This window comes from Acidovorax sp. sic0104 (assembly GCF_019219095.1).
Classification (GTDB): Bacteria; Pseudomonadota; Gammaproteobacteria; order Burkholderiales; family Burkholderiaceae_C; genus Acidovorax.
The window spans coordinates 536,641-559,456 of record NZ_JAHUWH010000001.1 but is presented as its reverse complement, the minus strand read 5'-3'; the positions used below and the strand labels follow the sequence as shown (position 1 = coordinate 559,456).

Genomic DNA, 22,816 nt, shown 5'->3' with positions numbered 1-22,816 from the left:
CTGAATCCCTTCCTTTTCGCATGCCCGAGCCTTCCTTTCTTGCCGAGTTGCGCAACGTCACGTTCTCCTATGGCGACCGCACGATCTTGCGCGATGTGACGCTGTCCGTGCCGCGTGGCAAGGTCACGGCGCTCATGGGGGCCTCCGGCGGCGGCAAGACCACGGTGCTGCGCCTGATCGGCGGGCAGCAGAAGGCGCAGGGCGGGCAGGTGATGTTCGACGGACAGGACGTGGCCGGGTTCGATGCTGCGGGGCTGTATGCGGCCCGCCGGCGCATGGGCATGCTGTTCCAGTTCGGGGCGCTGTTCACCGACCTGTCCGTCTTCGAGAACGTGGCGTTTCCGCTGCGCGAGCACACCGATCTGTCCGACACGCTCATCCGCGACGTGGTGCTCATGAAGCTGCACGCCGTGGGTCTGCGCGGGGCGCGCGACCTCATGCCCAGCCAGATCTCCGGCGGCATGGCGCGGCGGGTGGCGCTGGCGCGGGCCATTGCGCTGGACCCCGAGCTCGTCATGTATGACGAGCCCTTCGCCGGGCTCGACCCGATCTCGCTGGGTACGGCCGCTCAGCTCATCCGCCAGCTCAATGACGCCATGGGGTTGACCAGCATCATCGTCTCGCACGACCTGGAAGAGACATTCCGCCTGGCGGACCATGTGATCATCCTGGGCGCCGGGGTGGTGGCGGCCCAGGGCACGCCCGACGAAGTGCGCGCCAGCACCGACCCGCTGGTGCACCAGTTCGTGAACGCGCTGCCCACCGGGCCGGTGCCTTTCCACTATGCAGGGCCCTCGGCGGAAGAGGATTTCGGGCCCCTGGGAGGCAAGGTCCTGTGAGCTGGTACAACCCTTCGGACGTGGGCTTCGCCGTGCGCAGCAAGCTGGCAGACATCGGCATGGCCGCGCGTTTGTTCGTCCGCCTGCTGCGGCTCGCGGGCGCGGCCTTCATGCGGCCGGCACTGGTGCGCGACCAGATCCACTTCCTGGGCAACTATTCGCTGGCCATCATCGCGGTGTCCGGCCTGTTCGTGGGCTTCGTGCTGGGCCTGCAGGGCTACTACACGCTGCAGCGCTATGGCTCGTCCGAAGCGCTGGGCCTGCTGGTGGCGCTCTCGCTGGTGCGCGAGCTGGGGCCCGTGGTCACGGCGCTGCTGTTCGCGGGCCGCGCGGGAACCTCGCTCACGGCCGAGATCGGCCTCATGCGGGCGGGCGAGCAGCTCAGCGCCATGGAAATGATGGCGGTCGACCCGGTGCGCCGCATCCTTGCTCCGCGTTTCTGGGCCGGTGTGATCACCATGCCGCTGCTGGCTGCGGTGTTCAGCGCCGTGGGCGTGATTGGCGGCTGGATCGTGGGCGTGGTCATGATCGGCGTGGACCACGGTGCCTTCTGGAGCCAGATGCAGGGCGGGGTGGACGTGTGGCGCGATGTGGGCAACGGCGTGATCAAGAGCGTCGTGTTCGGCATCACGGTCACCTTCGTCGCGCTCCTGCAGGGCTATGCCGCCAAGCCCACGCCCGAGGGCGTGGCGCGTGCCACCACGCGCACCGTGGTGATGGCGTCGCTGGCGGTGCTTGCGCTCGACTTCATCCTGACCGCACTGATGTTCAGTGTCTGATGCCGGTACAGCGGCCGGCAAAGAGGAATCAAACAATGCAACCATCCAAAAACGATCTCTGGGTAGGGCTGTTCGTCATGCTCGGCACGGCGGCGCTGGTCTTTCTGGCGCTTCAGTCGGCCAACCTGCTGAGCCTGAACTTCCAGTCGGGCTACCGCATCACCGCGCGGTTTGACAACATCGGCGGCCTCAAGCCCCAGGCCGCGGTGCGTGGCGCCGGCGTGGTGGTGGGGCGCGTGGAGTCCATCACGTTCGACGACAAGACCTACCAGGCCCGCGTGACGCTGGCCATGGAAAAACGCTACGCTTTCCCCAAGGACAGCTCCCTCAAGATCCTCACCAGCGGCCTGCTAGGCGAGCAGTACATCGGCATCGAGGCCGGTGCGGACGAGAAGAACCTGGTGGCCGGCGACATGGTCACCTCCACGCAGTCCGCCGTGGTGCTCGAGAACCTGATCGGACAATTCCTCTACAACAAGGCCGAAGACGGCAGCAACAGCAAGCCCGCAGGGGCAGGTGACAAGAAATGACGACGAAGACCAAGCTTTTTTCCCAACCCGCCGCCCGCGCCGTCGCGTGGCTGGCGTTCGTGCTGGGCGCGGCGCTGCTCACCGGTTGCGCCACCGTGGCCAACCCCGACCCGCGCGATCCGCTCGAGTCGTACAACCGCAGCATGACCAATTTCAACGAGCAGGTGGATGCGCTCGTGCTCAAGCCGGTTGCCATTGCCTACAAGGACGTGACGCCGGCACCAGTGCGCACCGGGGTCAGCAACTTCTTTGCGAACCTGGGCGACGTGTGGTCGTTCTTCAACAACGTGCTGCAGCTGCGCGGCGAGGCCGCCGCGTCCACCTTCATGCGGGTGAATGTGAACACCTTCATGGGCCTGGGTGGCGTGCTGGACATCGCCAGCGAGCTGGGCATCGACCGCTACAAGCAGGACTTCGGCCTGACGCTGGGGTACTGGGGTGTGGGTACGGGTCCGTATCTGGTGCTGCCGATCCTGGGGCCTTCCACCGTGCGTGACACCCTGGCCCTGCCGGTCGACATGAAGGGCAATGTGGTGAGCTACGTGGACCCGGTCTCGGCGCGCAACTCGCTCTATGCCTTGCGCGTCGTGGACACCCGCTCCAACCTGCTGCGCGCCAGTTCGGTGCTCGACAGCGCAGCGCTGGACAAGTACAGCTTCACCCGCGACGTTTTCCTGCAGGTGCGCAGCCAGCAGCAGGCCGGCACGGCCCAGAACGGGGACGACAGGGATGAGCGCAACGGCAATGGCAAAGGCGGCGGCAACAGCAACGATGGCGTGCTGCCTGAAGAACCCCCGCGTTGAATCATCCGACGTAGCTAGGGCCGCGGCGGCGATGCTGTTGCACTTGCTTGCAACCCGCAACCCGGGCGACGCACGGGGCCTGCCTGCTCCAACCACAATGAAATGAATGCAAGGTGCTACCTGCGCCTGCAGCCCTCTAGAAAGTAGACACCATCATGATGAACCGACGCACCCTGGGCCGAGCGGCCCTGTGCCTGACAGCAGTGGCCGCACTCGGCCTGCCCTTTGCGGCGCTGGCGGCAGACGAGGCGCCCGATGCGCTGATCAAGCGCCTGTCTGCCGATGTGCTGACCACCGTGAAGTCGGACAAGGCCATCCAGGGCGGCGATCTGGGCAAGATCATTGCGCTGGTCGACAAGACCGTCATGCCCAATGTGAATTTCCGCCGCATGACCGCCGCCGCAGTCGGCCCCGGCTGGCGCCAGGCCACGCCCGAGCAGCAAAAGCGCCTGCAGGACGAGTTCAAGATCCTGCTCGTGCGCACCTACGCGGGCGCGCTGGCCCAGGTGAACGACCAGACCATCCAGGTCAAGCCCCTGCGTGCCGATCCTGCCGACAAGGACGTGCTGGTTCGCACCGAGATCGTCGGCCGTGGCGACCCCATCCAGCTGGACTATCGCCTGGAGAAGACCCCCGGCGACGGCGCTGGCTGGAAAATCTACAACCTGAACGTTCTGGGCGTGTGGTTGGTCGAAACCTACCGTGGCCAGTTCGCCCAGGAGATCAATGCCAAGGGCGTCGACGGCCTTATCGAGACCCTGGTGGCTCGCAACAAGTCCAACGCAAGCGGCAAGTAGTGCTCCCCCTGAGTCGCTTCGCGCCTTCCCCCTCTCCTGCGGGAGGGGGACGCACCCGGTGGCCTGGCAGAGCCAGTTCCACGGGTGCACTGGCGTGCCCGCGCCGGTTGCAGTGCTCAGAGGCTACTCTTGATATCAGGAAATTTTGAGATGCTCGTCCTGCCGGCCGAACTCACCCAGCGCCAAGCTACGGCCTGCCTGCACATGCTGCTGCAGGGTCTGAAGGCGCACCGCGAGCCGGGCGTGGTGGTGGATGCGAACGCGCTGACCGTGTTCGACACCTCCGCGCTGGCTGTGCTGCTCGAATGCCGGCGTGAAGCGCTGGCCATGCGCAAGACCTTTGCCGTGCAGGGCCTGCCGGCCGCGCTGCGCAGCATGGCGGGGCTGTACGGCGTGGGTCTGCTGCTCACCCCTGCGGCCTGAGCAGGTGGCCTGCCGTCCCCACGCCGGCGCGGAACGGGGCAAGGCCGTAAAATCAGGGGCTTCATGCCCGCAGTCTCATTCCAAGCCGTCTCCAAGACCTTCTCCACGCCCAAGGGCCCTTTCCAGGCGCTGAACAATGTCAGCCTGGATATCCAGGAGGGCGAGTTCTTCGGCCTTCTGGGTCCCAACGGCGCCGGCAAGACCACCCTCATCAGCATCCTGGCGGGCCTGGCCCGTGCCAGCAGTGGCCGCGTGCTCGTGCAGGGCAGCGACGTGCAGGCCGACTACGCCGACGCGCGCCGCAAGCTCGGCATCGTGCCGCAGGAGCTGGTGTTCGACCCCTTCTTCAACGTGCGCGAATCGCTGCGCATCCAGTCGGGCTACTTCGGCGTGAAGAACAACGACGCCTGGATCGACGAGCTGCTTGAAAACCTGGGCCTCACCGACAAGGCCAACTCCAACCTGCGCCAGCTCTCGGGCGGCATGAAGCGCCGCGTGCTGGTGGCGCAGGCGCTGGTGCACAAGCCGCCGATCATCGTGCTCGACGAACCCACGGCGGGTGTGGACGTGGAGCTGCGCCAGACGCTCTGGCACTTCGTCGCCCGCCTGAACAAGGAAGGCCACACCGTGTTGCTCACCACGCACTACCTTGAAGAAGCCGAGGCGCTGTGCGGACGCATCGCCATGCTCAAGACCGGGCAGATCGTGGCACTCAACCGCACCAGCGAACTGCTGCAGGCTGCTTCGGGCAGCGTGCTCCAGTTCAAGACCGATGCGGTGCTGCCGCCGTCGCTGGCCACCGTGGCGCGCGTCACAGGCCGCATCGTGCAGCTGCCCGCGCACGACGCCGCCGAGATCGAGAGCCATCTGGCCGCGCTGCGCTTGGGCGGTGTCGACGTTCACGACATGGAGATCCGCAGACCCGACCTGGAGGATGTGTTCCTGCAGGTGATGTCGGGCACCTCGGCATCGAATATTTCTCTGGACAAGTTTGCGTCCGCCGCAGCGCCGGGCCGCCCCAAGCAAGGCGGGGCCCCCTCGGGGGGCAGCGAGGACACGCCAGTGCCGAGCGTGGGGGCACCACTATGACCGGCTGGCAGACCCTGTTTTATAAGGAAGTGCTTCGCTTCTGGAAGGTCAGCTTCCAGACCGTGGCCGCGCCCGTGCTTACCGCCGTGCTGTACCTGCTGATCTTCGGCCACGTGCTCGAAGACCACGTGAAGGTCTACGACCGCATCAGCTACACCGCGTTCCTGGTGCCCGGGCTGGTCATGATGAGCGTGCTGCAAAACGCGTTTGCCAACAGCTCGTCGAGCATCATTCAGAGCAAGATCATGGGCAGCCTCGTGTTCGTGCTGCTCACGCCGCTGTCACACTGGGCGTGGTTCTGTGCCTACGTGGGCTCCTCCATCGTGCGCGGGCTGGTGGTGGGGCTCGGGGTGTTCATCGTCACGCTGGCCTTCGCGCGACCCGAATTCGCGGCGCCGCTGTGGATCCTGGCGTTCGCCTTCCTCGGCGCGGCGCTGCTGGCCACGCTGGGGCTGCTGGCTGGCCTGTGGGCCGACAAGTTCGACCAGATGGCTGCGTTCCAGAACTTCATCATCGTGCCCATGACCTTCCTGTCGGGCGTGTTCTATTCGATCCAGTCGCTGCCGCCCTTCTGGCAGACGGTGAGCCACCTCAACCCGTTCTTCTACATGATCGACGGCTTTCGCTATGGTTTCTTCGGCCAGAGCGACACATCGCCCTGGCTGAGCCTGGGCATCGTGGGCGTCGCATGGCTGGCAGTGAGTGCGCTGGCCGTGAACCTGCTGCGCACCGGCTACAAAATTCGCAATTGATTCCGAGCGCCCCACCATGACTGCAGAAGAACTCCAGAACATCATCACCGCGGGTCTGACCTGCGAACACATCACGCTCGAAGGCGACGGCCGCCACTGGTACGCCACCATCGTCTCGGCCGAGTTCGAGGGCAAGCGCGCCATCCAGCGCCACCAGCGGGTGTACGCCACGCTGGGCGCCAAAATGCACACCGATGAAGTGCATGCGCTGTCGATGAAGACCTTCACGCCCGGCGAATGGGCCGCGCAGCCGAAGTAGTCCCAATCGCTATGATTTTTATAGCTATTGACGCTTTGTGAAAGCGCGATAGCGGCATTTTTTACCCCTATTCCTGGTTCTTTTCGAGATGGACAAACTCCTGATCCGCGGTGGACGCAGCCTGAACGGCGAGGTGCAGGTCTCCGGCGCCAAGAACGCCGCGCTGCCCGAGTTGTGCGCGGCGCTGCTGACCGCAGAGCCCGTGACGCTGCTCAACGTTCCGCAACTGCAGGACGTGGCAACCATGCTCACGCTGATCCGCAACATGGGCGTCACGGCCAGCCGCTCGGATGATGGCACCGTGCTCATCGACGCCAGTGCGCTGAGCACTCCCGAGGCGCCGTACGAGCTGGTCAAGACCATGCGCGCCTCCGTGCTGGCACTGGGCCCGCTGCTGGCGCGCTTTGGCGAAGCCACGGTGTCGCTGCCGGGCGGCTGCGCCATCGGCTCGCGGCCCGTGGACCAGCACATCAAGGGCCTGGCCGCCATGGGGGCCGACATCGTGGTCGAGCACGGCTACATGATCGCCAGGCTGCCCGCCGGCTGGACGCGCCTGAAGGGCGCGCGCATCACCACCGACATGGTCACCGTGACCGGCACCGAGAACTTCCTCATGGCCGCCGCGCTGGCCGAGGGTGAAACAGTGCTCGAGAACGCGGCGCAGGAGCCCGAGATCATCGACCTGGCCGAGATGCTGATCGCCATGGGTGCGCAGATCGAAGGCCACGGCACCAGCCGCATCCGCATCCAGGGTGTCGAGAAGCTGCACGGCTGTACCCACCGCGTGGTGGCCGACCGCATCGAGGCCGGCACCTTTCTGTGCGCGGTGGCTGCCACGGGCGGCGACGTCGTGCTGCGACACGGGCGCGCCGACCACCTGGACGCCGTCATCGAAAAGCTGCGCGAAGCCGGCGTGGAGGTGCAGGGCGTGGACGGTGGCATCCGCGTGAAGAGCGCAGGCGGGGCCACGCTCAAGGCGCAGGCTTTCCGCACCACCGAGTACCCGGGCTTTCCGACCGACATGCAGGCCCAGTTCATGGCGCTCAACTGCATCGCGCAGGGCACGGCCACGGTGACGGAGACCATCTTCGAGAACCGCTTCATGCACGTGGACGAGCTGGTGCGCCTGGGCGCCAGGATCCAGACCGACGGCAAGGTCGCCATCATCGAAGGCCTGAGCACCACGTCAGGGCGCCTTTCCGGCGCCACCGTCATGGCCACGGATCTGCGCGCCTCGGCCAGCCTGGTCATCGCCGGCCTGGTGGCCGACGGCGAAACCGTGGTGGACCGCATCTATCATCTGGACCGTGGCTACGACTGCATGGAAGCCAAACTGCGCGGCATCGGCGCCCAAATTGAACGGATCACAGCATGAGCAGCAGCATGATTACCCTGGCGCTTTCCAAGGGCCGCATCTTCGACGAAACCCTGCCGTTGTTGGCCGCTGCCGGCATCCAGGTGCTGGAAGACCCCGAAAAATCGCGCAAGCTCATCCTGCCCACCAACCAGCCCAACGTGCGCGTGGTGCTGGTGCGTGCCACCGATGTGCCCACCTATGTGCAGTACGGCGGCGCCGACATCGGCGTGACCGGCAAGGACACCCTCATCGAGCACGGCGGCCAGGGCCTGTACCAGCCGCTGGACCTGCAGATCGCCAAGTGCCGCGTGAGCGTGGCCGTGCGCAATGATTTCGACTACGAGCGCGCCGTGAAGCAGGGCGCACGCCTGAAGGTCGCCACCAAGTACACCAGCATCGCCCGCGATTTCTTTGCGACCAAGGGCGTGCACGTGGACATGGTTAAGCTGTACGGCAGCATGGAGCTGGCCCCGCTCACCGGCCTGGCCGACGCCATCGTGGACCTGGTCTCCACCGGCAACACGCTCAAGGCCAACAACCTGGTCGAGGTCGAGCGCATCATGGACATCAGCTCCTACCTGGTCGTGAACCAGGCAGCGCTCAAGCTCAAGCAGGCGCCGCTGCGCCGCATCATCGATGCGTTCGCCTCGGCCATACCTGCCCCGAAGAACTGAACCCAACTTTAGAACGCACTATGACTTTGGTAGCTGCTCCCGCCCGTCTGTCCACCGCTGCGGCCACTTTCGAGGCTGATTTTGCAGCCCGCCTGCATTGGTCTGCCGACACCGACGCGGCCATCGAGCAGCGCGTGGCCGACATCCTGGCCGAGGTGCAAAAGCGCGGCGACGCAGCCGTGCTGGAGTACACCGCCCGCTTCGACGGCCTCTCGGCGCCCACCATGGCCGCGCTGGAACTGACCCAGGCCGACTTCAAGGCCGCGTTCGACGCCATCCCGCAGGCCCAGCGCGACGCGCTGCAGGCCGCTGCCCAGCGCGTGCGCAGCTACCACGAAGCGCAGAAAAAGGCTTCGGGCGAGAGCTGGAGCTACCGCGACGAAGACGGCACCCTGCTGGGCCAGAAGGTCACGCCGCTGGATCGCGTGGGCATCTACGTGCCCGGTGGCAAGGCGGCGTACCCGTCCAGCCTGCTGATGAATGCCATCCCGGCCCACGTGGCGGGCGTGCAGGAAATCATCATGGTCGTGCCCACGCCCGTGCGTGGCAGCGTGGCGACGGGCGGAACGGGCGAGGGCACCTCGACGAAGGGCGAGCGCAACGAACTGGTGCTGGCGGCCGCCTACGTGGCGGGCGTCACCCGCGCCTTCACCATCGGCGGCGCGCAGGCGGTGGCCGCCCTGGCCTACGGCACGGACACCGTGCCCAAGGTCGACAAGATCACCGGCCCCGGCAATGCCTATGTGGCCAGCGCCAAGAAGCGCGTGTTCGGCACGGTGGGCATCGACATGATCGCGGGCCCGAGCGAGATCCTGGTGCTGGCCGACGGCAGCACGCCGCCCGACTGGGTGGCCATGGACCTCTTCAGCCAGGCCGAACACGACGAGCTGGCCCAGAGCATCCTGCTGTGCCCCGACGCCGACTACATCGCCGCCGTGCAGCGCGAGATCGACCGCCTGCTGCCCACCATGCCGCGCGCCGAGATCATCGCCAAGAGCCTCACCGGCCGGGGCGCACTGATCCTGACGAAGGACATGGAAGAAGCCTGCGCGATCAGCAACCGCATCGCACCGGAACACCTGGAAGTGAGCAGCACCGACCCACACCGCTGGGAGCCGCTGCTGCGCCACGCGGGCGCGATCTTCCTGGGGGGCTACACCTCCGAAAGCCTGGGCGACTACTGCGCAGGCCCCAACCACGTGCTGCCCACCAGCGGCACGGCACGCTTCTCCTCCCCGCTGGGCGTGTACGACTTCCAGAAGCGCAGCAGCCTCATCGAGGTGAGTGAAGCTGGTGCCCAGGTGCTGGGCACCATCGCCGCAGAGCTGGCCTACGGCGAGGGCCTGCAGGCCCACGCGCAGGCTGCCGAGATGCGCCTGAAGACGCCCCTCAAGCCGCGCTGACGGCGCCGCGCGGCAACTGCATCGGTGCCCCGGCAGGCACCACCGTCAGCGGCTGCGCCACGGCCGGCGCGGGCGGGTAGGCGGCACCCGCCGTCGCCTGGTGGCGTGCCCACATCAGCCGGGCCGGGCGGTGGCCCTCGGCGCTCACGCGCAGGCGGGCCGGGCCGGTGAACGACAGGCGCTGGCCGGCTTCCAGGAAGTAGTCCTCCATCAGGCCTTCGCAGGTCACCCAGACACGGCCGTTCTCGACCTCCAGAAGGGCGACCTCGCCCGCACGGAAGTCGAGCACCTGTACCGCCTGCAGGGGGGGCAGGGGCTGGCGCTTCCATTCAAGTGTCAGGGCGCCCTGGGCTGGCTTGGCGAGGGTGGGCGGCTGGGGGGTGGGTTGGGGCAGGGTGTTCATGGCATTCACTGTGCGGCCCGCCGCAGCATGGCGCCAGTCACAGGACGGGGCCAGGTGGGGCAGTACAGATGGGTAGTACAGAGCATCTGTACTGCACGTACAGATGCGGCTCTGTACTGGCTGTCTGTCGGGCTGCCAGTACAGAATGCAGCCATGGCCTCCACCGACGACGCACCCCCGCTGTACCTCCAGATCGCCGAGCAGCTCGCGCAGCTGATCCGCAACGGCACGCTGGCGCGTGGCGAAAAGCTGCCGTCGGTGCGCGAGCTGGCGCGCCAGCATGGCGTGGCTCAGACCACGGTGGTGCAGGCCTACCACTGGCTCGAAGATGCGCGCCTGATCACCGCGCGCCCGCGCTCGGGTTTCTTCGTGGCGGCGCGGCCTGTGAGCCTGCCCGAGCCCAGCACGCCGCGCCCCATGCGCCGTCCGCGGGAGGTGTCTGTGGACTGGCTGGGCCAGCGCATCCTGGGGCGCAACCAGCCCGAGGACATGATCTCGTTCAGCAGCGGCACGCCCGGCTTCGAGCTGTTCAACCCCGACCGCGTGCGCCGCGCCGTGGTGCGCGCCGCGCAGCGCCACCGCAATCTGCTGTGCACCTACCCGACATCGGCCGGGCACGAGGACGCGCGCCGCGCCCTGGCCCGCTACGCCGTTGGCATGGGCTGCAGCCTGGACCCGGAGAACATCGTGATCACCGGCGGCTGCATGGACTCCATCGCGCTGTGCCTGCGCGCCGTCACGCAGCCGGGCGACGTGGTGGCGCTGGAGTCGCCCACGCATTTCTCGTTTCTGGAGGTGCTGCAGGGCCTGCACCTGCGCGCGCTGGAGATCCCCACGCACCCGCGCCATGGCTTGTCGCTCGATGCACTGCAGTTGGCGCTGGACACCCAGCCGGTCAAGGCCGTGATGATCGTCCCCACGCTCAGCAACCCGCTGGGCAGCTGCATGCCGCAGGCAGAACGCAAGCGCCTGGCGCAGATGGCCGCGCGCCACGACATGGCCGTCATCGAGGACGCGATCTACAACGACCTGGTCGAGGTTGACGAGATGCGTCGCACCGTCAAGTCGTACGACACCACGGGCCACGTGATGCTGTGCGATTCGTTTTCCAAGACGCTGGCGCCGGGCCTGCGCCTGGGCTGGCTGGAGGCCGGGCGCTGGAGCGACAAGGTGCGCGGCATCAAGGACCTGCAGGCCGGCGGCCAGTCGGCCGTGCTGGAGCTGGCGCTGGCCGACCTCATCACCCAGGCCGGCCACGCCGCCGCCATGCGCCAGTTGCGCGCGGGCGTGGCGGCGCGCATGGACGAGGCACGCCGGGTGATCGCGTCGCATTTCCCGCAGGGCACCCGGGTGAGCGACCCCCCCGGCGGCTTGCTGATGTGGCTGGAGCTGCCCAAAGGGCTGGATTCGGTGCAGCTGCACGAAGCCTGCCTGGACCAGAAGATCCTGATCGCGCCCGGCACGGTGTTCAGCACCAGCGGGCGCTTTCGCAACTGCCTGCGCATCGGAGTGGGGGGCGACTGGTCGCCGGCACATCTGGAGGCGCTGCGGACCGTGGGCGACATGGCCACGCGCATGCTGCACAGCCAGCGCGAAGCCGCCTGACATACTGAAAATTCGCCACAATTGTTGACACGAACTTCGTGGAGCACGAAGTTCGTGTAATATCTCCCCATGAAAAACGTCACCGTGACCATGGACGACACCGTTGCCGAATGGGTGCGCGTGGAAGCCGCCAAGCGCGGCAGCAGCGTGTCGCGCCTGCTCGGTGAATGGCTGGCCGAAAAGATGCGCCAGGAAGACGCCTACGCCCAGGCCATGCGCGAGGCGCTGGGTTTTGAGTCCTGGGGCGCGTCCACCGGGCCCTACGTGCCCCGCGAAACCTTGTTTCTGCGCTGAATGCTGCAAAACGCATGAGCACCGTCCCCATCTTTGTCGATACCGAGATCCTGCTGGCCAGCGTGGACGACCGCGATGTCGAGCGCCAGGCGCGCGCACGCGAGTGGATCAGCTTTTGCTGGCAGACGCGCAGCGGCCGCATCAGCTCGCAGGTGCTCAATGAGCTGTACAACCAGGCGATCCAGCGCTTTGACGGCCCGCAGGTGCTGCAGCAGGTGCGTGCCCAGGTGCGCCGCCTTCGCGTGTGGCTGCCGCCGCACCTGGACTCCTACACCGTGGACGGCGCCTGGGACCTGCAGGACCGTTATCGCCTGGGCTACTGGGACGCGCTCATCCTCTCGTCGGCCCACCAGCAGGGCTGCCGCTATCTGCTGACCGAGGCGCTGCCGCACGGCGAGCCCATGGATGCGGTCACACCCGTCAACCCGTTTCTCACCTCCCCCAACGAACTGGACACCGCCGAATGACCAACGCCGCTCCATCTTCCCCGCTTCAAGCCCTGGCCCGCATCCGCCCCGACGTGCGCGCCATGCATGCCTATGCCGTGCAGCCCTCCACCGGCATGCTCAAGATGGACGCGATGGAGAACCCGTTCCGCCTGCCCGCGCACCTGCAGGCCGCGCTGGGCCAGCGCCTGGGCGCGGTGGCGCTCAACCGCTACCCCGGTGATCGCCTGCTCGACCTCAAAGCCGCCCTTGCCAGGTACGCCGGCATGCCCGAAGGCTATGGCATCGTGCTGGGCAACGGCTCGGACGAGCTCATCACCCTGCTGGCCCTGGCCTGCGCACAGCCCGGCACGGGCCAGCGCGCCACCATGCTCGCGCCCATGCCCGGCTTCGTGATGTACCCGCTGTCCGCGCAGTTGCAGGGCCTGGACTTCGTGGGCGTCCCGCTCACGCCCGACTTCGAGCTGGATGAGCCCGCCATGCTGGCTGCCATCGAACAGCACAGACCCGCCATCACCTACATCGCCTACCCGAACAACCCCACGGCCACGCTGTGGGACGAGGGCGCCGTACAGCGCATCATCGACGCCGCGGGCGCGCAGGGCGGCATCGTGGTCATGGACGAGGCCTACCAGCCTTTTGCCAGCCGCACCTGGATCGACCGCATGCGCGCAGAGCCTGCGCGCAACGCCCACGTGCTGCTGATGCGCACGCTCAGCAAGTTCGGCCTCGCGGGTGTGCGCCTGGGCTACCTCATCGGGCCCGCCGCGTTCGTCGGCGAGATCGACAAGGTGCGCCCGCCCTACAACGTGAGCGTGCTCAATTGCGAGGCCGCGCTGTTCGCGCTGGAGCACGCCGAGGTGTTTGCCGAGCAGGCCGCCGAGATCCGCGCCGAGCGCACCAAGGTCCTGGCGGCCCTGCGCCAGATGCCCGGCATCGAAAAATGCTGGGACAGCGAGGCCAACATGATCCTGGTCCGCGTGGCGGATTCCGCCCGGGCCTACGAGGGCATGAAAAACCGCAAGGTCCTCGTCAAGAACGTTTCTACAATGCACCCATTGCTGGCCAACTGCCTGCGCCTGACGGTAGGCGCTGCCCAAGACAACGCGCAGATGCTGGCCGCCCTGCAAGCCTCCCTATGACTTCTTCCGCACTCGTCACCTCCACGACCACCGACCCCCTGGCCGACCGCATCGCCGAAGTCAGCCGCAACACCGCCGAGACGCGCATCCGCGTGCGCATCAACCTCGACGGCACGGGCCAGGCCAAGCTGCACACGGGCATCGGCTTCTTCGACCACATGCTCGACCAGATCGCCCGCCACGGGCTGATCGACCTGGACATCGACTGCGAAGGCGATCTGCACATCGACGGCCACCACACGGTGGAAGACGTGGGCATCACGCTGGGCCAGGCCTTCGCGCGGGCCGTGGGCGACAAGAAGGGCATCCGCCGCTATGGCCACGCCTACGTGCCGCTCGACGAAGCGCTGTCACGCGTGGTGGCCGATTTCTCGGGCCGCCCGGGCCTGCACATCGATGTCAAGTTCACGGCGGGCAGCATCGGCCAGCTCGATACGCAACTGGTGTATGAGTTCTTCCAGGGCTTCGTGAACCACGCGGGTGTGACGCTGCACATCGACAACCTCAAGGGCTTCAACGCCCACCACCAGTGCGAGACCATCTTCAAGGCGTTCGGGCGCACGCTGCGCGCGGCGCTGGAGCGCGACCCGCGCTCGGCGGGCGTCATCCCGTCCACCAAGGGTTCCTTGTGAGTTTTTTGAATCAAATCAAGCGCTAGCGCTTGATGGATAAGCGCTAGCAGCTATGAATATGGAAGCAAAAACCGTCGCTGTCGTGGACTACGGCATGGGCAACCTGCGCTCGGTCTCGCAGGCCGTGCAGGCCGCCGCCGAGGGCACCGGCTGGACCGTGGTCGTCACCCAGCGCCCCGACGACGTGCGCGCAGCGCAGCGCATCGTGCTGCCCGGCCAGGGCGCCATGCCCGACTGCATGCGTGAGCTGCGCGAGTCGGGCCTGCAGGAATCCGTGCTCGAAGCTGCCGCAGCCAAGCCGATGTTCGGCGTGTGCGTGGGCATGCAGATGCTGCTGGACCACAGCGCCGAAGGCGCGAATGGCGGCACCCCCGGCCTGGGCCTGATCCATGGCGAGGTGCGCAAGTTCGACCTGGCGGGCCGCACGCAGCCCGACGGCAGCCGCTACAAGGTGCCGCAGATGGGATGGAACCAGGTGCGGCAGATGGCGCCTGGCGGTGTCGTGCACCCGGTCTGGGCGGGCGTGCCCGACGGCAGCTATTACTATTTTGTGCACAGCTTTTACGCGCTGCCGCAGGTTGCAGAGCACTGCGCGGGGCAGACCGACTACGGCGGTTTGTTTGCTGCGGCCATTGCACGCGATAATATTTTCGCGACGCAATTCCACCCGGAGAAAAGCGCGGAGCACGGCCTGGCCCTGTACCGCAACTTTCTTCACTGGAATCCTTGATTTCCTGACCACCCCTTCCCCTTCAACCACCCCGTTCGGGCCGCGCCGAGATTTGGCCTATTCCCCGAGCCCCACCACCATGCTGCTCATCCCCGCCATCGATCTCAAAGACGGCCACTGCGTTCGCCTCAAGCAAGGCGATATGGACCAATCCACCACCTTCGGCGAAGACCCGGCCGCCATGGCGCGCAAGTGGGTGGATGCGGGCGCGCGGCGCCTGCACCTGGTGGACCTGAACGGTGCGTTCGCGGGCGTGCCCAAGAACTACAGCGCCATCAAGTCCATCCTCAAGGAGGTGGGCGATGACATTCCCGTGCAGCTGGGCGGCGGCATCCGTGACCTGGACACCATCGAGAAATACATCGACGGCGGACTGCGCTACGTGATCATCGGCACGGCGGCCGTGAAGAACCCTGGCTTCCTGAAGGACGCCTGCAGCGCCTTCGGCGGCCACATCATCGTGGGGCTCGACGCCAAGGATGGCAAGGTGGCCACCGACGGCTGGAGCAAGCTCACGGGCCACGAGGTCGTGGACCTGGCCAAGAAATTCGAAGACTGGGGCGTCGAGTCCATCATCTACACCGACATCGGCCGCGACGGCATGCTGTCGGGCATCAACATCGACGCCACCGTCAAGCTGGCGCAGTCGCTCTCCATCCCCGTGATCGCCTCGGGTGGCCTGTCGAACATGGCCGACATCGAGCAACTGTGCGCGGTGGAAGACGAGGGTGTCGAAGGCGTGATCTGCGGACGCGCCATCTACAGCGGCGACCTCGATTTCGCCGCCGCACAAGCGCGTGCCGACGAACTGAACGGGTGATGCAGGTAACCCCCTGAGCGGCTGCGCCGCTTCTCCCAGGGGACGACGCCAGTGGCCTGGCGAAGCCAGTTCCACGGCGTCTGCTGGCCTCGGCAGCGCCCCATCAACGAATCGCTGACTGACATGCTCGCAAAACGCATCATCCCCTGCCTCGACGTCACCGGAGGCCGCGTGGTCAAGGGCGTCAACTTCCTGGAGCTGCGCGACGCGGGCGACCCCGTCGAGATCGCCGCGCGCTACAACGCGCAGGGCGCCGACGAGCTCACTTTCCTGGACATCACCGCCACCAGCGACGGCCGCGACCTGATCCTGCCCATCATCGAAGCCGTGGCCAGCCAGGTGTTCATTCCGCTCACTGTGGGTGGTGGCGTGCGCACTGTCGAAGACGTGCGCCGCCTGCTCAATGCGGGTGCGGACAAGACCAGCTTCAACTCGGCCGCCATCGCCAACCCCGAGGTGATCGATGCGGTGTCCGCCAAGTACGGCGCCCAGTGCATCGTGGTCGCCATCGACGCCAAGCGCCGCTCGGCCGAGGACGCGCAGCGCATCGGCGCCAACGGCCAGCCCGTGGGCGAGGGCTGGGACGTGTACAGCCACGGGGGGCGCAAGAACACGGGCCTGGACGCCGTGGCCTGGGCCACCGAAATGGCGCGCCGCGGCGCGGGAGAGATCCTGCTCACCAGCATGGACCGCGACGGCACCAAGTCCGGTTTCGACCTTGCGTTGACCCGCGCGGTGAGCGATGCGGTCAGCGTGCCCGTGATCGCATCGGGCGGCGTGGGCAACCTGGACCACCTGGCCGACGGCGTTCAGCAGGGCGGGGCGGATGCGGTCCTGGCCGCCAGCATCTTTCACTACGGCGAATACACGGTGGGTCAGGCCAAGGCCCGCATGGCCGAGCGCGGCATTCCCGTGCGGCTCTAGGGATTTGCTATAAAAGGCATAGCTACTGCCGCTTGTCTGCCCTGGGGCAGGGCCTGAAAAAGCTTGAAAATTCCGGCGATGGGTCCGCGCTCCGGAATGCAAATCACCGACAATCCTTTTCATGAACTGGCTCAACGAAGTGAAATGGGATGCGCAGGGCCTGGTGCCCGTCATCGCGCAGGAGCAGGGCACGGGCGACGTGCTGATGTTTGCCTGGATGAACCGCGAGGCACTGGAAAAGACGGCTGAACTTGGCCGCGCCGTGTACTTCAGCCGCTCGCGCGGCAAGCTGTGGTTCAAGGGCGAGGAGTCCGGCCACGTGCAGACGGTGCACGAGATCCGCCTCGATTGCGACAACGACGTAGTGCTGCTCAAGGTCACCCAGCTCGGCCACGAGCCCGGCATCGCCTGCCACACGGGCCGCCACAGCTGTTTTTTCAGCGTGCTCAGGGACGGCGCATGGACGCCAGTCGATCCGGTCTTGAAAGACCCCGAATCCATCTACAAATAAAGCGCCATGAGTTCCAACGATTCCCTCGCCCGCCTCGCGCAAGTGATCGAAAGCCGCAAGCCGGCCAACGGTGGCGACCCCGACAAGAGCTACGTCACGCGCCTGTTGCACAAGGGCCCCGACAGCTTCCTCAAGAAGATTGGCGAAGAGGCGACGGAGGTGGTGATGGCGGCGAAGGACGTTCAGCACGGCGCCGACAAGTCCAAGCTGGTGTACGAGGTGGCGGACCTGTGGTTCCACTCGATGGTGGCGCTGGCCCACTACGGCCTCACGCCCGCCGACGTGCTGACCGAGCTGGAGCGCCGCGAAGGCACGAGCGGCATCGAGGAAAAAGCCTTGCGCAAGGCCACTGCGCGTGCAGCCGACGAAGAAGGATCTCCATGAGCGACATCATCGACGTGACCTCCCACGAGCAACGGGCCCAGGGGCTCAAGAACATCGGCTGGGTCAGCTACGTGCTGCACCTGATCGTGGCCGTGGGCGCCGTGGTGCCCGGGGCGCAGGCCAGCGCCTTGCTGCTGGTCATTGCGCTGGTGATCGACCTGGTCAAACGCAGCGACGCGGAAGGCACGTGGCAGGCCAACCACTTCTCGTGGCGCATCCGCTCGACGATTTGGGTGGGCGTTCTGTACGTGGTGACCTTCCCGTTCTTCCTGCTGGGATTGTTTTTGTTCAATCCCGCTTGGGTTTTGATCTCCATCTGGTTTCTGTACCGCATCGTGCGCGGCATGCTGGCCATGAGCAAGAACCAGGCGGTGGATGCCTGATCCCGCAGCGCCCGCGCAGCCCCTGCCGCGCCTGAACCTGGCGCTGCAGGGTGGCGGCTCGCATGGCGCGCTGACCTGGGGCGTGCTGGATGCGCTGCTGGAAGACGGGCAGTGGCACTTCGACGGCGTGAGCGGCACCAGCGCCGGCGCGATGAACGCAGTGGCCCTGGCGCACGGTTTCGCCAAGGCCGCCCATGAGCACAAGGATCCGCAAGAAGCACACGTGGCGGGCTGTCACGAGGCACGCGCCACGCTGACCCGACTGTGGGAGGGCGTGGGCACGCTGGGCAGCCTGATGTGGGGCTCACCCCTGTCGGCCGCCAATCCCATGATGGGGATGATGCGCCAGTGGCTCTCGCCCTATCAGACCAACCCGCTGGACATCAACCCGCTGCGGCGTCTGCTTGAGCGCGAGGTGGATTTCGAGCTGCTGTGCACGGCGCGGCGCGCCATCAGCGCTGCGGGCGGGCCCAAGGTGTTCGTCTGCGCAACGAACGTGCGCACGGGTCGCGGTGAAATTTTTTCGGGACCCAAGCTCAGCGCCGATGCCGTCATGGCCTCGGCCTGCCTGCCGCTCCTGTTCAAGGCGGTGGAGATCGATGGCGAGCACTACTGGGACGGCGGCTACTCCGGCAACCCCGCCCTGCACCCGCTGATCTACCAGACCGAGACTTCCGACATCCTGCTGGTGCAGATCAATCCCATCGAGCACCTCGAACTGCCCCACTCGGGCCAGGAGATCATGGAGCGCATGAACGAGGTCACCTTCAACGCCAGCCTGCTGGCCGAGATGCGGGCGATTGAATTTGTGCGACGGCTGCTGGCCGAAGGCAAGCTCGATCCGCGCCGCTACAAGAATGTGCGCATGCACCGCATCGACGGCGGCTCCGTGCTGGCACCTTTCGGCGCCGACAGCAAGACACGCGCGGACCTGGCCTTCGTGCGCAAGCTGTTCGCGCTGGGCCGCAATGCGGGGCAGGAGTGGCTGCACGCGCACCGCAAGGACGTGGGCGTGAGGCCGACGATCAAGATCGCAGAGAATGCTTGAAGCCCCCTGTGTCGCCTGCGGCGCCTTCCCCCTCAGGGGGACGCCACCCGTGGCCTGGCGGAGCCAGTTCCACGGTGGCGCTGGCTTGGGGCGTGCCGGTTGCAACGGCATTGAGCAGTGCCCAGCGAGTTGTTCACAGCTAATTTTCTTCTGACATTTTTTCCATGCACGATCCGAACTGCCTTTTCTGCAAGATCATCGCGGGCCAGATTCCTTCCAAGAAGGTCTATGAGGACGAGGAAATCTTCGCCTTCCATGACATCCACCCCTGGGCGCCGGTGCACTTTCTGATGGTGCCCAAGCGGCATATCCCTTCGATGGCGCAGGTCACCGCGGACGATGCGGGCGTGCTCGGGCGCATGATGGCGCTGGCGCCCCGGCTGGCGCTGGAGCAGGGCTGCAACCCGTACCCGGAGGGTGGCTTTCGTGTCGTGGTAAACACCGGGGTGGAAGGCGGGCAGGAAATCCACCACCTGCATGTGCACGTGATGGGGGGGCCCCGCCCCTGGCTCAAAGGTTGACCGAGGCTGAACCAGGCTGAACCAAAACTGACGGTGGTCGCAGGGGGATTCCCGCAGTCGGGCGCGGGCTGTGAACTAGCTGCCACGCCCCCCGTCTAAAATGATTGCAATTCGTTAGGAGATTTTCCATGGGCTCTTTTTCCATCTGGCACTGGCTGATCGTGCTGCTGATCGTCGTCATGGTGTTCGGCACCAAGAAGCTCAAGAACATGGGCTCCGACCTCGGGGGCGCCGTCAAGGGCTTCAAGGACGGCATGAAGGACGGCTCGGCCGATGCGGCCTCCACCCCTCCCGCAGGCCAGGTCGCCAACAACGCGGCCACCGACAAGACCACCATCGATGTCGAAGCCAAGCAAAAGAGCTGAGAAGGCGGCTGCACGGGCGGCCCCCGCAACGGCATGCAGCGCGCTGACTGACGAACATCCATGATTGATATCGGCCTGTCCAAGATGGCGCTGATCGGTGCGGTCGCGCTCATCGTCATCGGCCCCGAAAAACTCCCCCGCGTGGCCCGCACGGTGGGCACCCTGCTGGGCAAGGCCCAGCGCTACGTGTCCGACGTGAAGGCCGAGGTCAACCGGTCCATGGAGCTCGACGAGCTCAAGAAGATGAAGGACACGGTGGAAAATGCTGCGCGCGATGTGCACCAGTCCATCCAGACCAACGCCAGCGAGTTCGAGAAAGACTGGGCCAGCGTGACCGACACCAGCAACGCCGACCTGCACGAATCGCAGGCCGCCGTGGTGCCTGCCTACAAGCACCCAGGCAAGAACTGGCGCTTGAAGCGCGGTGCCGTGCCGCAGTGGTACAAGGCCAAGAGCGGCGTGCGCACCAAGGCGCAGTCCGGCGCGGCGCGCGTTGCGCGCTACCGTCCCCAGAAATTTCACTGACCCGAAAGCGCCAGCAGCCGGCGCCGCTGTGCGCTGCATGGGCGGCCCCCACGCCCTGAAAACCCACTATGTCCGAAACCCCTTCCCAAGAAGACGAGCTGGCCGGCACGGAGCAGCCCTTCGTGCAGCACCTGATGGAGCTGCGCGACCGGCTGGTCAAGGCGCTCATTGCCATCGCCATCGCGGCGGCGATCCTGTTCTTCTTTCCAGGCCCTGGCGCGCTCTACGACTTCCTGGCGGCGCCCCTGGTGGCGCACCTGCCCAAGGGTGCCACGCTGATCGCCACCTCGGTGATCTCGCCCTTCATGGTGCCGCTCAAGATCCTGCTGATGTCGGCCTTTTTGCTGGCGCTGCCCTTCGTGCTGTGGCAGGTGTGGGCTTTTGTGGCGCCGGGCCTGTATTCGCACGAAAAGAAGCTGGTGCTGCCGCTCGTGATCTCCAGCACGCTGCTGTTCTTCATCGGCGTGGCGTTCTGCTACTACCTGGTGTTCGGGCAGGTGTTCGCGTTCATTCAGAGCTTTGCGCCCAAGAGCATCACTGCCGCGCCTGACATCGAGGCATACCTGAGCTTCGTGCTCTCGATGTTCCTGGCCTTCGGCCTGGCGTTCGAGGTGCCCATCGCCGTGGTGGTGCTGGCCCGCATGGGCATCGTCAGCGTGCAGAAGCTGCGCGAGTTCCGCGGCTACTTCATCGTGCTGGCCTTCGTGATCGCCGCGGTCGTCACTCCGCCGGACGTGGTTTCTCAGCTGTCGCTCGCCATCCCTATGTGCCTGCTGTACGAGGTGGGTATCTGGGCAGCGCAGATCTTCATCAAGCACACGAAGGCGCCGGAAGAGGCGGAGGAATCCGCATCGGCATCCTGATCATCGCGGCCCGCCATGGCGGGGCAATGGCAGGTGCAGCCGTGATTGCATGGTGCTGGGTCGCTGCGCCTATGTAAAAAAATAGCTGCCAGTGCTTGATGGAAAAGCGCTGGCAGCTATTTTTTTGATAGCGAGGGTTGTGTGCCCCAGCGCCGCACCTGCGCCTGCGATGCCCGGCTGGCTGCCAGGACCGCAGCAGGTGCACGGGGTGCTGGCTGGGGTATTGGCGGGTGCCGGGGGCATGTCTTCCGAAGATGACCCCTGGCAGGCCAGAGCCGCTCAATGCGGCCCGCGAGCAGGTCAGCGCCGTTTTGGCCGTGGGCGCACTCCGGGAGTGATGTTCAGCTCCACCATCTTGTCGGCGCGCTGCACGTTGAACGGTGCAGCAGTGCCTGGCTTGAGTCCGGCCACGGCGGTCAGCAGCTCGGACACATTGCCCACGCTCTTGTCCTCCACGCGCACGATCACGTCGCCCGGGCGCATGCCTGCCTGGGCAGCGGGGCCGTCCTGCAGCACGCCGGTGATGATCACGCCCTCGGTGGCCTTCACGCCGAAGGTCTCGGCCAGCTCGGGCGAGAGTTCGTTGGGCTCCACGCCAATCCAGCCGCGCGTGACCTGGCCGTCCTTCACGATGCCGTCGAGCACCAGGCGCGCCGTGGACACGGGAATGGCAAAGCCGATGCCCATGCTGCCGCCCGAGCGCGAGTAGATCGCGGTGTTGATGCCCATGAGGTTGCCGTTCACATCCACCAGCGCACCGCCCGAGTTGCCGGGGTTGATGGCCGCGTCGGTCTGGATGAAGTTCTCGAAGGTGTTGATCCCGAGTTGCGTGCGGCCCAGCGCGCTCACGATGCCGCTCGTCACGGTCTGGCCCACGCCGAAGGGGTTGCCGATGGCCAGCACCTGGTCGCCCACCGCCAGGCCGTCTGAGTTGCCCAGCACGATGACGGGCAGCTTGTCGAGTTCGATCTTGAGGATGGCCAGGTCGGTGTCGGGGTCGGTTCCGATCACGCTCGCGCGGGCGCGGCGGCGGTCGGTGAGCGTGACCTCGATCTCATCGGCACCTTCGACCACGTGGTTGTTGGTGAGGATGTAGCCGTCCGGGCTCACGATCACGCCGCTGCCCAGCCCGGCTTGCGCCTGGGCGCCCTGGTCGCCGAAGAAGAACTGGAACCACGGGTCGTTGCTGCGCGGATGGCGCACTGCCTTGCTGGTGTTGATGCTCACCACGGCGGGCGCCGCCTTGCGCGCTGCGGCGCTGAAGCTGCCGGCCACCGGCTGGCCCTGGGGCGTGGCCGGCGCTTCCAGCAGCGCGATGCCCGCGCCGGAGCGCTTGGTGCCGCGGTGCAGCCAGTCTGGCTGCAACGTGGCGACAACGAAGTAGGCGGCGACAAACACGGTCACGGCCTGGGAAAAGAGCAGCCAGATGCGCTTCATGGGGTCCTGTCGAATGGTCGAAAAACGAAGAAGCCGGGTCGGGCCCAGTCGTTGGGGGCCGCGGCGTCGCTTCCTGCG

The 22,816-nt window shown here is 66.4% G+C and carries 30 protein-coding genes; 28 read left to right on the top strand and 2 right to left on the bottom strand.

Annotation, left to right across the window (positions count from 1 at the left end; genetic code table 11):
- Positions 1-20: 20 nt before the first annotated feature.
- The 12 genes from KW835_RS02635 (at position 21) to hisD (ending at position 9,705) form a co-directional block, all read left to right on the top strand.
- Positions 21-839, top strand: a complete 819-nt coding sequence (locus KW835_RS02635) for an ABC transporter ATP-binding protein (protein WP_218380710.1) — start codon at positions 21-23, stop codon at positions 837-839.
- On the top strand, positions 836-1,618 hold the full coding sequence (mlaE, locus tag KW835_RS02630; protein WP_218380709.1) for a lipid asymmetry maintenance ABC transporter permease subunit MlaE: 783 nt from the start codon (positions 836-838) through the stop codon (positions 1,616-1,618). Before KW835_RS02635 ends, mlaE begins: the two co-directional genes overlap by 4 nt.
- A gap of 35 nt (positions 1,619-1,653) precedes the next feature.
- On the top strand, positions 1,654-2,148 hold the full coding sequence (gene mlaD, locus KW835_RS02625) for an outer membrane lipid asymmetry maintenance protein MlaD (protein WP_218380708.1): 495 nt from the start codon (positions 1,654-1,656) through the stop codon (positions 2,146-2,148).
- On the top strand, positions 2,145-2,951 hold the full coding sequence (locus KW835_RS02620; RefSeq protein WP_218380707.1) for a VacJ family lipoprotein: 807 nt from the start codon (positions 2,145-2,147) through the stop codon (positions 2,949-2,951). Before mlaD ends, KW835_RS02620 begins: the two co-directional genes overlap by 4 nt.
- 155 nt (positions 2,952-3,106) lie before the next feature.
- Complete coding sequence (locus tag KW835_RS02615) at positions 3,107-3,748, top strand: phospholipid-binding protein MlaC (RefSeq protein ID WP_218380706.1); 642 nt, start codon at positions 3,107-3,109, stop codon at positions 3,746-3,748.
- Positions 3,749-3,898: 150 nt separating this feature from the next.
- Positions 3,899-4,171: a lipid asymmetry maintenance protein MlaB gene (locus KW835_RS02610; RefSeq protein WP_218380705.1), complete on the top strand. Its 273-nt coding sequence runs from the start codon at positions 3,899-3,901 to the stop codon at positions 4,169-4,171.
- Positions 4,172-4,234: 63 nt separating this feature from the next.
- Positions 4,235-5,260 carry an ABC transporter ATP-binding protein gene (locus KW835_RS02605; RefSeq protein ID WP_218380704.1) on the top strand — a complete coding sequence of 342 codons (1,026 nt, stop codon included), beginning with the start codon at positions 4,235-4,237 and terminating at the stop codon, positions 5,258-5,260.
- Positions 5,257-6,012, top strand: coding sequence for an ABC transporter permease (locus tag KW835_RS02600; RefSeq protein WP_218380703.1), 756 nt, complete (start codon positions 5,257-5,259; stop codon positions 6,010-6,012). The genes KW835_RS02605 and KW835_RS02600 overlap by 4 nt, the downstream gene beginning before the upstream one ends.
- Positions 6,013-6,028: 16 nt before the next feature.
- A complete protein-coding gene (locus tag KW835_RS02595; RefSeq protein WP_218380702.1) occupies positions 6,029-6,271 on the top strand; it encodes a BolA family protein in 243 nt (80 codons plus the stop codon).
- 88 nt (positions 6,272-6,359) lie between these two features.
- Positions 6,360-7,646 (top strand): UDP-N-acetylglucosamine 1-carboxyvinyltransferase, encoded by a 1,287-nt coding sequence (gene murA, locus KW835_RS02590; RefSeq protein ID WP_218380701.1) that lies wholly within the window; start codon positions 6,360-6,362, stop codon positions 7,644-7,646.
- Positions 7,643-8,302, top strand: coding sequence for an ATP phosphoribosyltransferase (gene hisG, locus KW835_RS02585; protein ID WP_255593199.1), 660 nt, complete (start codon positions 7,643-7,645; stop codon positions 8,300-8,302). The genes murA and hisG overlap by 4 nt, the downstream gene beginning before the upstream one ends.
- Positions 8,303-8,322: 20 nt before the next feature.
- Positions 8,323-9,705 carry a histidinol dehydrogenase gene (gene hisD, locus KW835_RS02580; RefSeq protein ID WP_218380700.1) on the top strand — a complete coding sequence of 461 codons (1,383 nt, stop codon included), beginning with the start codon at positions 8,323-8,325 and terminating at the stop codon, positions 9,703-9,705.
- On the opposite strand, the gene KW835_RS02575 is transcribed toward hisD, so the two are convergent.
- On the bottom strand, positions 9,692-10,108 hold the full coding sequence (locus KW835_RS02575) for a DUF2917 domain-containing protein (protein WP_218380699.1): 417 nt from the start codon (positions 10,106-10,108) through the stop codon (positions 9,692-9,694). The genes hisD and KW835_RS02575 overlap by 14 nt on opposite strands.
- Positions 10,109-10,261: 153 nt before the next feature.
- Between KW835_RS02575 and KW835_RS02570 the strand changes: the two genes are divergently transcribed.
- From KW835_RS02570 to tatC, 16 genes are all read left to right on the top strand, one after another.
- Complete coding sequence (locus KW835_RS02570) at positions 10,262-11,713, top strand: PLP-dependent aminotransferase family protein (protein WP_218380698.1); 1,452 nt, start codon at positions 10,262-10,264, stop codon at positions 11,711-11,713.
- Positions 11,714-11,782: 69 nt separating this feature from the next.
- Positions 11,783-12,007 carry a hypothetical protein gene (locus KW835_RS02565; RefSeq protein WP_010462084.1) on the top strand — a complete coding sequence of 75 codons (225 nt, stop codon included), beginning with the start codon at positions 11,783-11,785 and terminating at the stop codon, positions 12,005-12,007.
- A 14-nt stretch (positions 12,008-12,021) separates the two neighbouring features.
- Entirely contained in the window at positions 12,022-12,474 is a 453-nt protein-coding gene (locus tag KW835_RS02560; RefSeq protein ID WP_218380697.1) for a PIN domain-containing protein, read from the top strand.
- Positions 12,471-13,595 carry a histidinol-phosphate transaminase gene (locus KW835_RS02555; RefSeq protein ID WP_218380696.1) on the top strand — a complete coding sequence of 375 codons (1,125 nt, stop codon included), beginning with the start codon at positions 12,471-12,473 and terminating at the stop codon, positions 13,593-13,595. Before KW835_RS02560 ends, KW835_RS02555 begins: the two co-directional genes overlap by 4 nt.
- The gene (hisB, locus tag KW835_RS02550) at positions 13,592-14,227 is read left to right on the top strand and encodes an imidazoleglycerol-phosphate dehydratase HisB (protein WP_218380695.1); all 636 of its coding nucleotides are present in this window, start codon (positions 13,592-13,594) and stop codon (positions 14,225-14,227) included. The genes KW835_RS02555 and hisB overlap by 4 nt, the downstream gene beginning before the upstream one ends.
- Before the next feature lie 52 nt (positions 14,228-14,279).
- Positions 14,280-14,957 carry an imidazole glycerol phosphate synthase subunit HisH gene (hisH, locus tag KW835_RS02545; protein WP_218380694.1) on the top strand — a complete coding sequence of 226 codons (678 nt, stop codon included), beginning with the start codon at positions 14,280-14,282 and terminating at the stop codon, positions 14,955-14,957.
- 79 nt (positions 14,958-15,036) lie between these two features.
- On the top strand, positions 15,037-15,777 hold the full coding sequence (gene hisA, locus KW835_RS02540) for a 1-(5-phosphoribosyl)-5-[(5-phosphoribosylamino)methylideneamino]imidazole-4-carboxamide isomerase (RefSeq protein WP_218380693.1): 741 nt from the start codon (positions 15,037-15,039) through the stop codon (positions 15,775-15,777).
- A 123-nt stretch (positions 15,778-15,900) separates the two neighbouring features.
- Positions 15,901-16,701, top strand: a complete 801-nt coding sequence (gene hisF / locus KW835_RS02535; protein WP_218380692.1) for an imidazole glycerol phosphate synthase subunit HisF — start codon at positions 15,901-15,903, stop codon at positions 16,699-16,701.
- A 121-nt stretch (positions 16,702-16,822) separates the two neighbouring features.
- Positions 16,823-17,212 carry a phosphoribosyl-AMP cyclohydrolase gene (gene hisI, locus KW835_RS02530; RefSeq protein ID WP_255593198.1) on the top strand — a complete coding sequence of 130 codons (390 nt, stop codon included), beginning with the start codon at positions 16,823-16,825 and terminating at the stop codon, positions 17,210-17,212.
- A 6-nt stretch (positions 17,213-17,218) separates the two neighbouring features.
- Positions 17,219-17,596 (top strand): phosphoribosyl-ATP diphosphatase, encoded by a 378-nt coding sequence (locus KW835_RS02525; protein ID WP_218380691.1) that lies wholly within the window; start codon positions 17,219-17,221, stop codon positions 17,594-17,596.
- The gene (locus KW835_RS02520; RefSeq protein WP_218380690.1) at positions 17,593-17,979 is read left to right on the top strand and encodes a hypothetical protein; all 387 of its coding nucleotides are present in this window, start codon (positions 17,593-17,595) and stop codon (positions 17,977-17,979) included. Before KW835_RS02525 ends, KW835_RS02520 begins: the two co-directional genes overlap by 4 nt.
- On the top strand, positions 17,972-19,027 hold the full coding sequence (locus tag KW835_RS02515; protein ID WP_218380689.1) for a patatin-like phospholipase family protein: 1,056 nt from the start codon (positions 17,972-17,974) through the stop codon (positions 19,025-19,027). The genes KW835_RS02520 and KW835_RS02515 overlap by 8 nt, the downstream gene beginning before the upstream one ends.
- Positions 19,028-19,191: 164 nt before the next feature.
- Positions 19,192-19,548 (top strand): histidine triad nucleotide-binding protein, encoded by a 357-nt coding sequence (locus KW835_RS02510; RefSeq protein ID WP_056415424.1) that lies wholly within the window; start codon positions 19,192-19,194, stop codon positions 19,546-19,548.
- 128 nt (positions 19,549-19,676) lie between these two features.
- Positions 19,677-19,913, top strand: coding sequence for a Sec-independent protein translocase subunit TatA (tatA, locus tag KW835_RS02505; RefSeq protein WP_218380688.1), 237 nt, complete (start codon positions 19,677-19,679; stop codon positions 19,911-19,913).
- Between the two features lie 60 nt (positions 19,914-19,973).
- Positions 19,974-20,438, top strand: a complete 465-nt coding sequence (gene tatB / locus KW835_RS02500; RefSeq protein ID WP_218380687.1) for a Sec-independent protein translocase protein TatB — start codon at positions 19,974-19,976, stop codon at positions 20,436-20,438.
- Between the two features lie 68 nt (positions 20,439-20,506).
- A complete protein-coding gene (tatC, locus tag KW835_RS02495; protein ID WP_218380686.1) occupies positions 20,507-21,301 on the top strand; it encodes a twin-arginine translocase subunit TatC in 795 nt (264 codons plus the stop codon).
- A gap of 300 nt (positions 21,302-21,601) precedes the next feature.
- Here the strand turns inward: tatC and KW835_RS02490 are convergent, their stop codons facing one another.
- A complete protein-coding gene (locus KW835_RS02490) occupies positions 21,602-22,738 on the bottom strand; it encodes a S1C family serine protease (RefSeq protein WP_218380685.1) in 1,137 nt (378 codons plus the stop codon).
- Between the last annotated feature and the right edge of the window lie 78 nt (positions 22,739-22,816).

What these genes read in the sequence shown, in the direction of transcription:
- hisF (WP_218380692.1), top strand. Translation starts at nt 15,901, where the DNA reads ATGCTCGCAAAACGCATCATCCCCTGCCTCGACGTCACCGGAGGCCGC.
- KW835_RS02570 (WP_218380698.1), top strand. Translation starts at nt 10,262, where the DNA reads ATGGCCTCCACCGACGACGCACCCCCGCTGTACCTCCAGATCGCCGAG.
- KW835_RS02600 (WP_218380703.1), top strand. Translation starts at nt 5,257, where the DNA reads ATGACCGGCTGGCAGACCCTGTTTTATAAGGAAGTGCTTCGCTTCTGG.
- KW835_RS02595 (WP_218380702.1), top strand. Translation starts at nt 6,029, where the DNA reads ATGACTGCAGAAGAACTCCAGAACATCATCACCGCGGGTCTGACCTGC.
- hisH (WP_218380694.1), top strand. Translation starts at nt 14,280, where the DNA reads ATGAATATGGAAGCAAAAACCGTCGCTGTCGTGGACTACGGCATGGGC.
- KW835_RS02515 (WP_218380689.1), top strand. Translation starts at nt 17,972, where the DNA reads ATGCCTGATCCCGCAGCGCCCGCGCAGCCCCTGCCGCGCCTGAACCTG.
- KW835_RS02510 (WP_056415424.1), top strand. Translation starts at nt 19,192, where the DNA reads ATGCACGATCCGAACTGCCTTTTCTGCAAGATCATCGCGGGCCAGATT.
- KW835_RS02525 (WP_218380691.1), top strand. Translation starts at nt 17,219, where the DNA reads ATGAGTTCCAACGATTCCCTCGCCCGCCTCGCGCAAGTGATCGAAAGC.
- KW835_RS02490 (WP_218380685.1), bottom strand. Translation starts at nt 22,738, where the DNA reads ATGAAGCGCATCTGGCTGCTCTTTTCCCAGGCCGTGACCGTGTTTGTC.
- KW835_RS02620 (WP_218380707.1), top strand. Translation starts at nt 2,145, where the DNA reads ATGACGACGAAGACCAAGCTTTTTTCCCAACCCGCCGCCCGCGCCGTC.
- KW835_RS02635 (WP_218380710.1), top strand. Translation starts at nt 21, where the DNA reads ATGCCCGAGCCTTCCTTTCTTGCCGAGTTGCGCAACGTCACGTTCTCC.
- KW835_RS02560 (WP_218380697.1), top strand. Translation starts at nt 12,022, where the DNA reads ATGAGCACCGTCCCCATCTTTGTCGATACCGAGATCCTGCTGGCCAGC.
- hisD (WP_218380700.1), top strand. Translation starts at nt 8,323, where the DNA reads ATGACTTTGGTAGCTGCTCCCGCCCGTCTGTCCACCGCTGCGGCCACT.
- hisI (WP_255593198.1), top strand. Translation starts at nt 16,823, where the DNA reads ATGAACTGGCTCAACGAAGTGAAATGGGATGCGCAGGGCCTGGTGCCC.
- tatC (WP_218380686.1), top strand. Translation starts at nt 20,507, where the DNA reads ATGTCCGAAACCCCTTCCCAAGAAGACGAGCTGGCCGGCACGGAGCAG.
- KW835_RS02615 (WP_218380706.1), top strand. Translation starts at nt 3,107, where the DNA reads ATGATGAACCGACGCACCCTGGGCCGAGCGGCCCTGTGCCTGACAGCA.
- hisA (WP_218380693.1), top strand. Translation starts at nt 15,037, where the DNA reads ATGCTGCTCATCCCCGCCATCGATCTCAAAGACGGCCACTGCGTTCGC.
- KW835_RS02555 (WP_218380696.1), top strand. Translation starts at nt 12,471, where the DNA reads ATGACCAACGCCGCTCCATCTTCCCCGCTTCAAGCCCTGGCCCGCATC.
- murA (WP_218380701.1), top strand. Translation starts at nt 6,360, where the DNA reads ATGGACAAACTCCTGATCCGCGGTGGACGCAGCCTGAACGGCGAGGTG.
- hisB (WP_218380695.1), top strand. Translation starts at nt 13,592, where the DNA reads ATGACTTCTTCCGCACTCGTCACCTCCACGACCACCGACCCCCTGGCC.
- mlaD (WP_218380708.1), top strand. Translation starts at nt 1,654, where the DNA reads ATGCAACCATCCAAAAACGATCTCTGGGTAGGGCTGTTCGTCATGCTC.
- KW835_RS02610 (WP_218380705.1), top strand. Translation starts at nt 3,899, where the DNA reads ATGCTCGTCCTGCCGGCCGAACTCACCCAGCGCCAAGCTACGGCCTGC.
- KW835_RS02605 (WP_218380704.1), top strand. Translation starts at nt 4,235, where the DNA reads ATGCCCGCAGTCTCATTCCAAGCCGTCTCCAAGACCTTCTCCACGCCC.
- tatA (WP_218380688.1), top strand. Translation starts at nt 19,677, where the DNA reads ATGGGCTCTTTTTCCATCTGGCACTGGCTGATCGTGCTGCTGATCGTC.
- tatB (WP_218380687.1), top strand. Translation starts at nt 19,974, where the DNA reads ATGATTGATATCGGCCTGTCCAAGATGGCGCTGATCGGTGCGGTCGCG.
- hisG (WP_255593199.1), top strand. Translation starts at nt 7,643, where the DNA reads ATGAGCAGCAGCATGATTACCCTGGCGCTTTCCAAGGGCCGCATCTTC.
- KW835_RS02575 (WP_218380699.1), bottom strand. Translation starts at nt 10,108, where the DNA reads ATGAACACCCTGCCCCAACCCACCCCCCAGCCGCCCACCCTCGCCAAG.
- KW835_RS02520 (WP_218380690.1), top strand. Translation starts at nt 17,593, where the DNA reads ATGAGCGACATCATCGACGTGACCTCCCACGAGCAACGGGCCCAGGGG.
- KW835_RS02565 (WP_010462084.1), top strand. Translation starts at nt 11,783, where the DNA reads ATGAAAAACGTCACCGTGACCATGGACGACACCGTTGCCGAATGGGTG.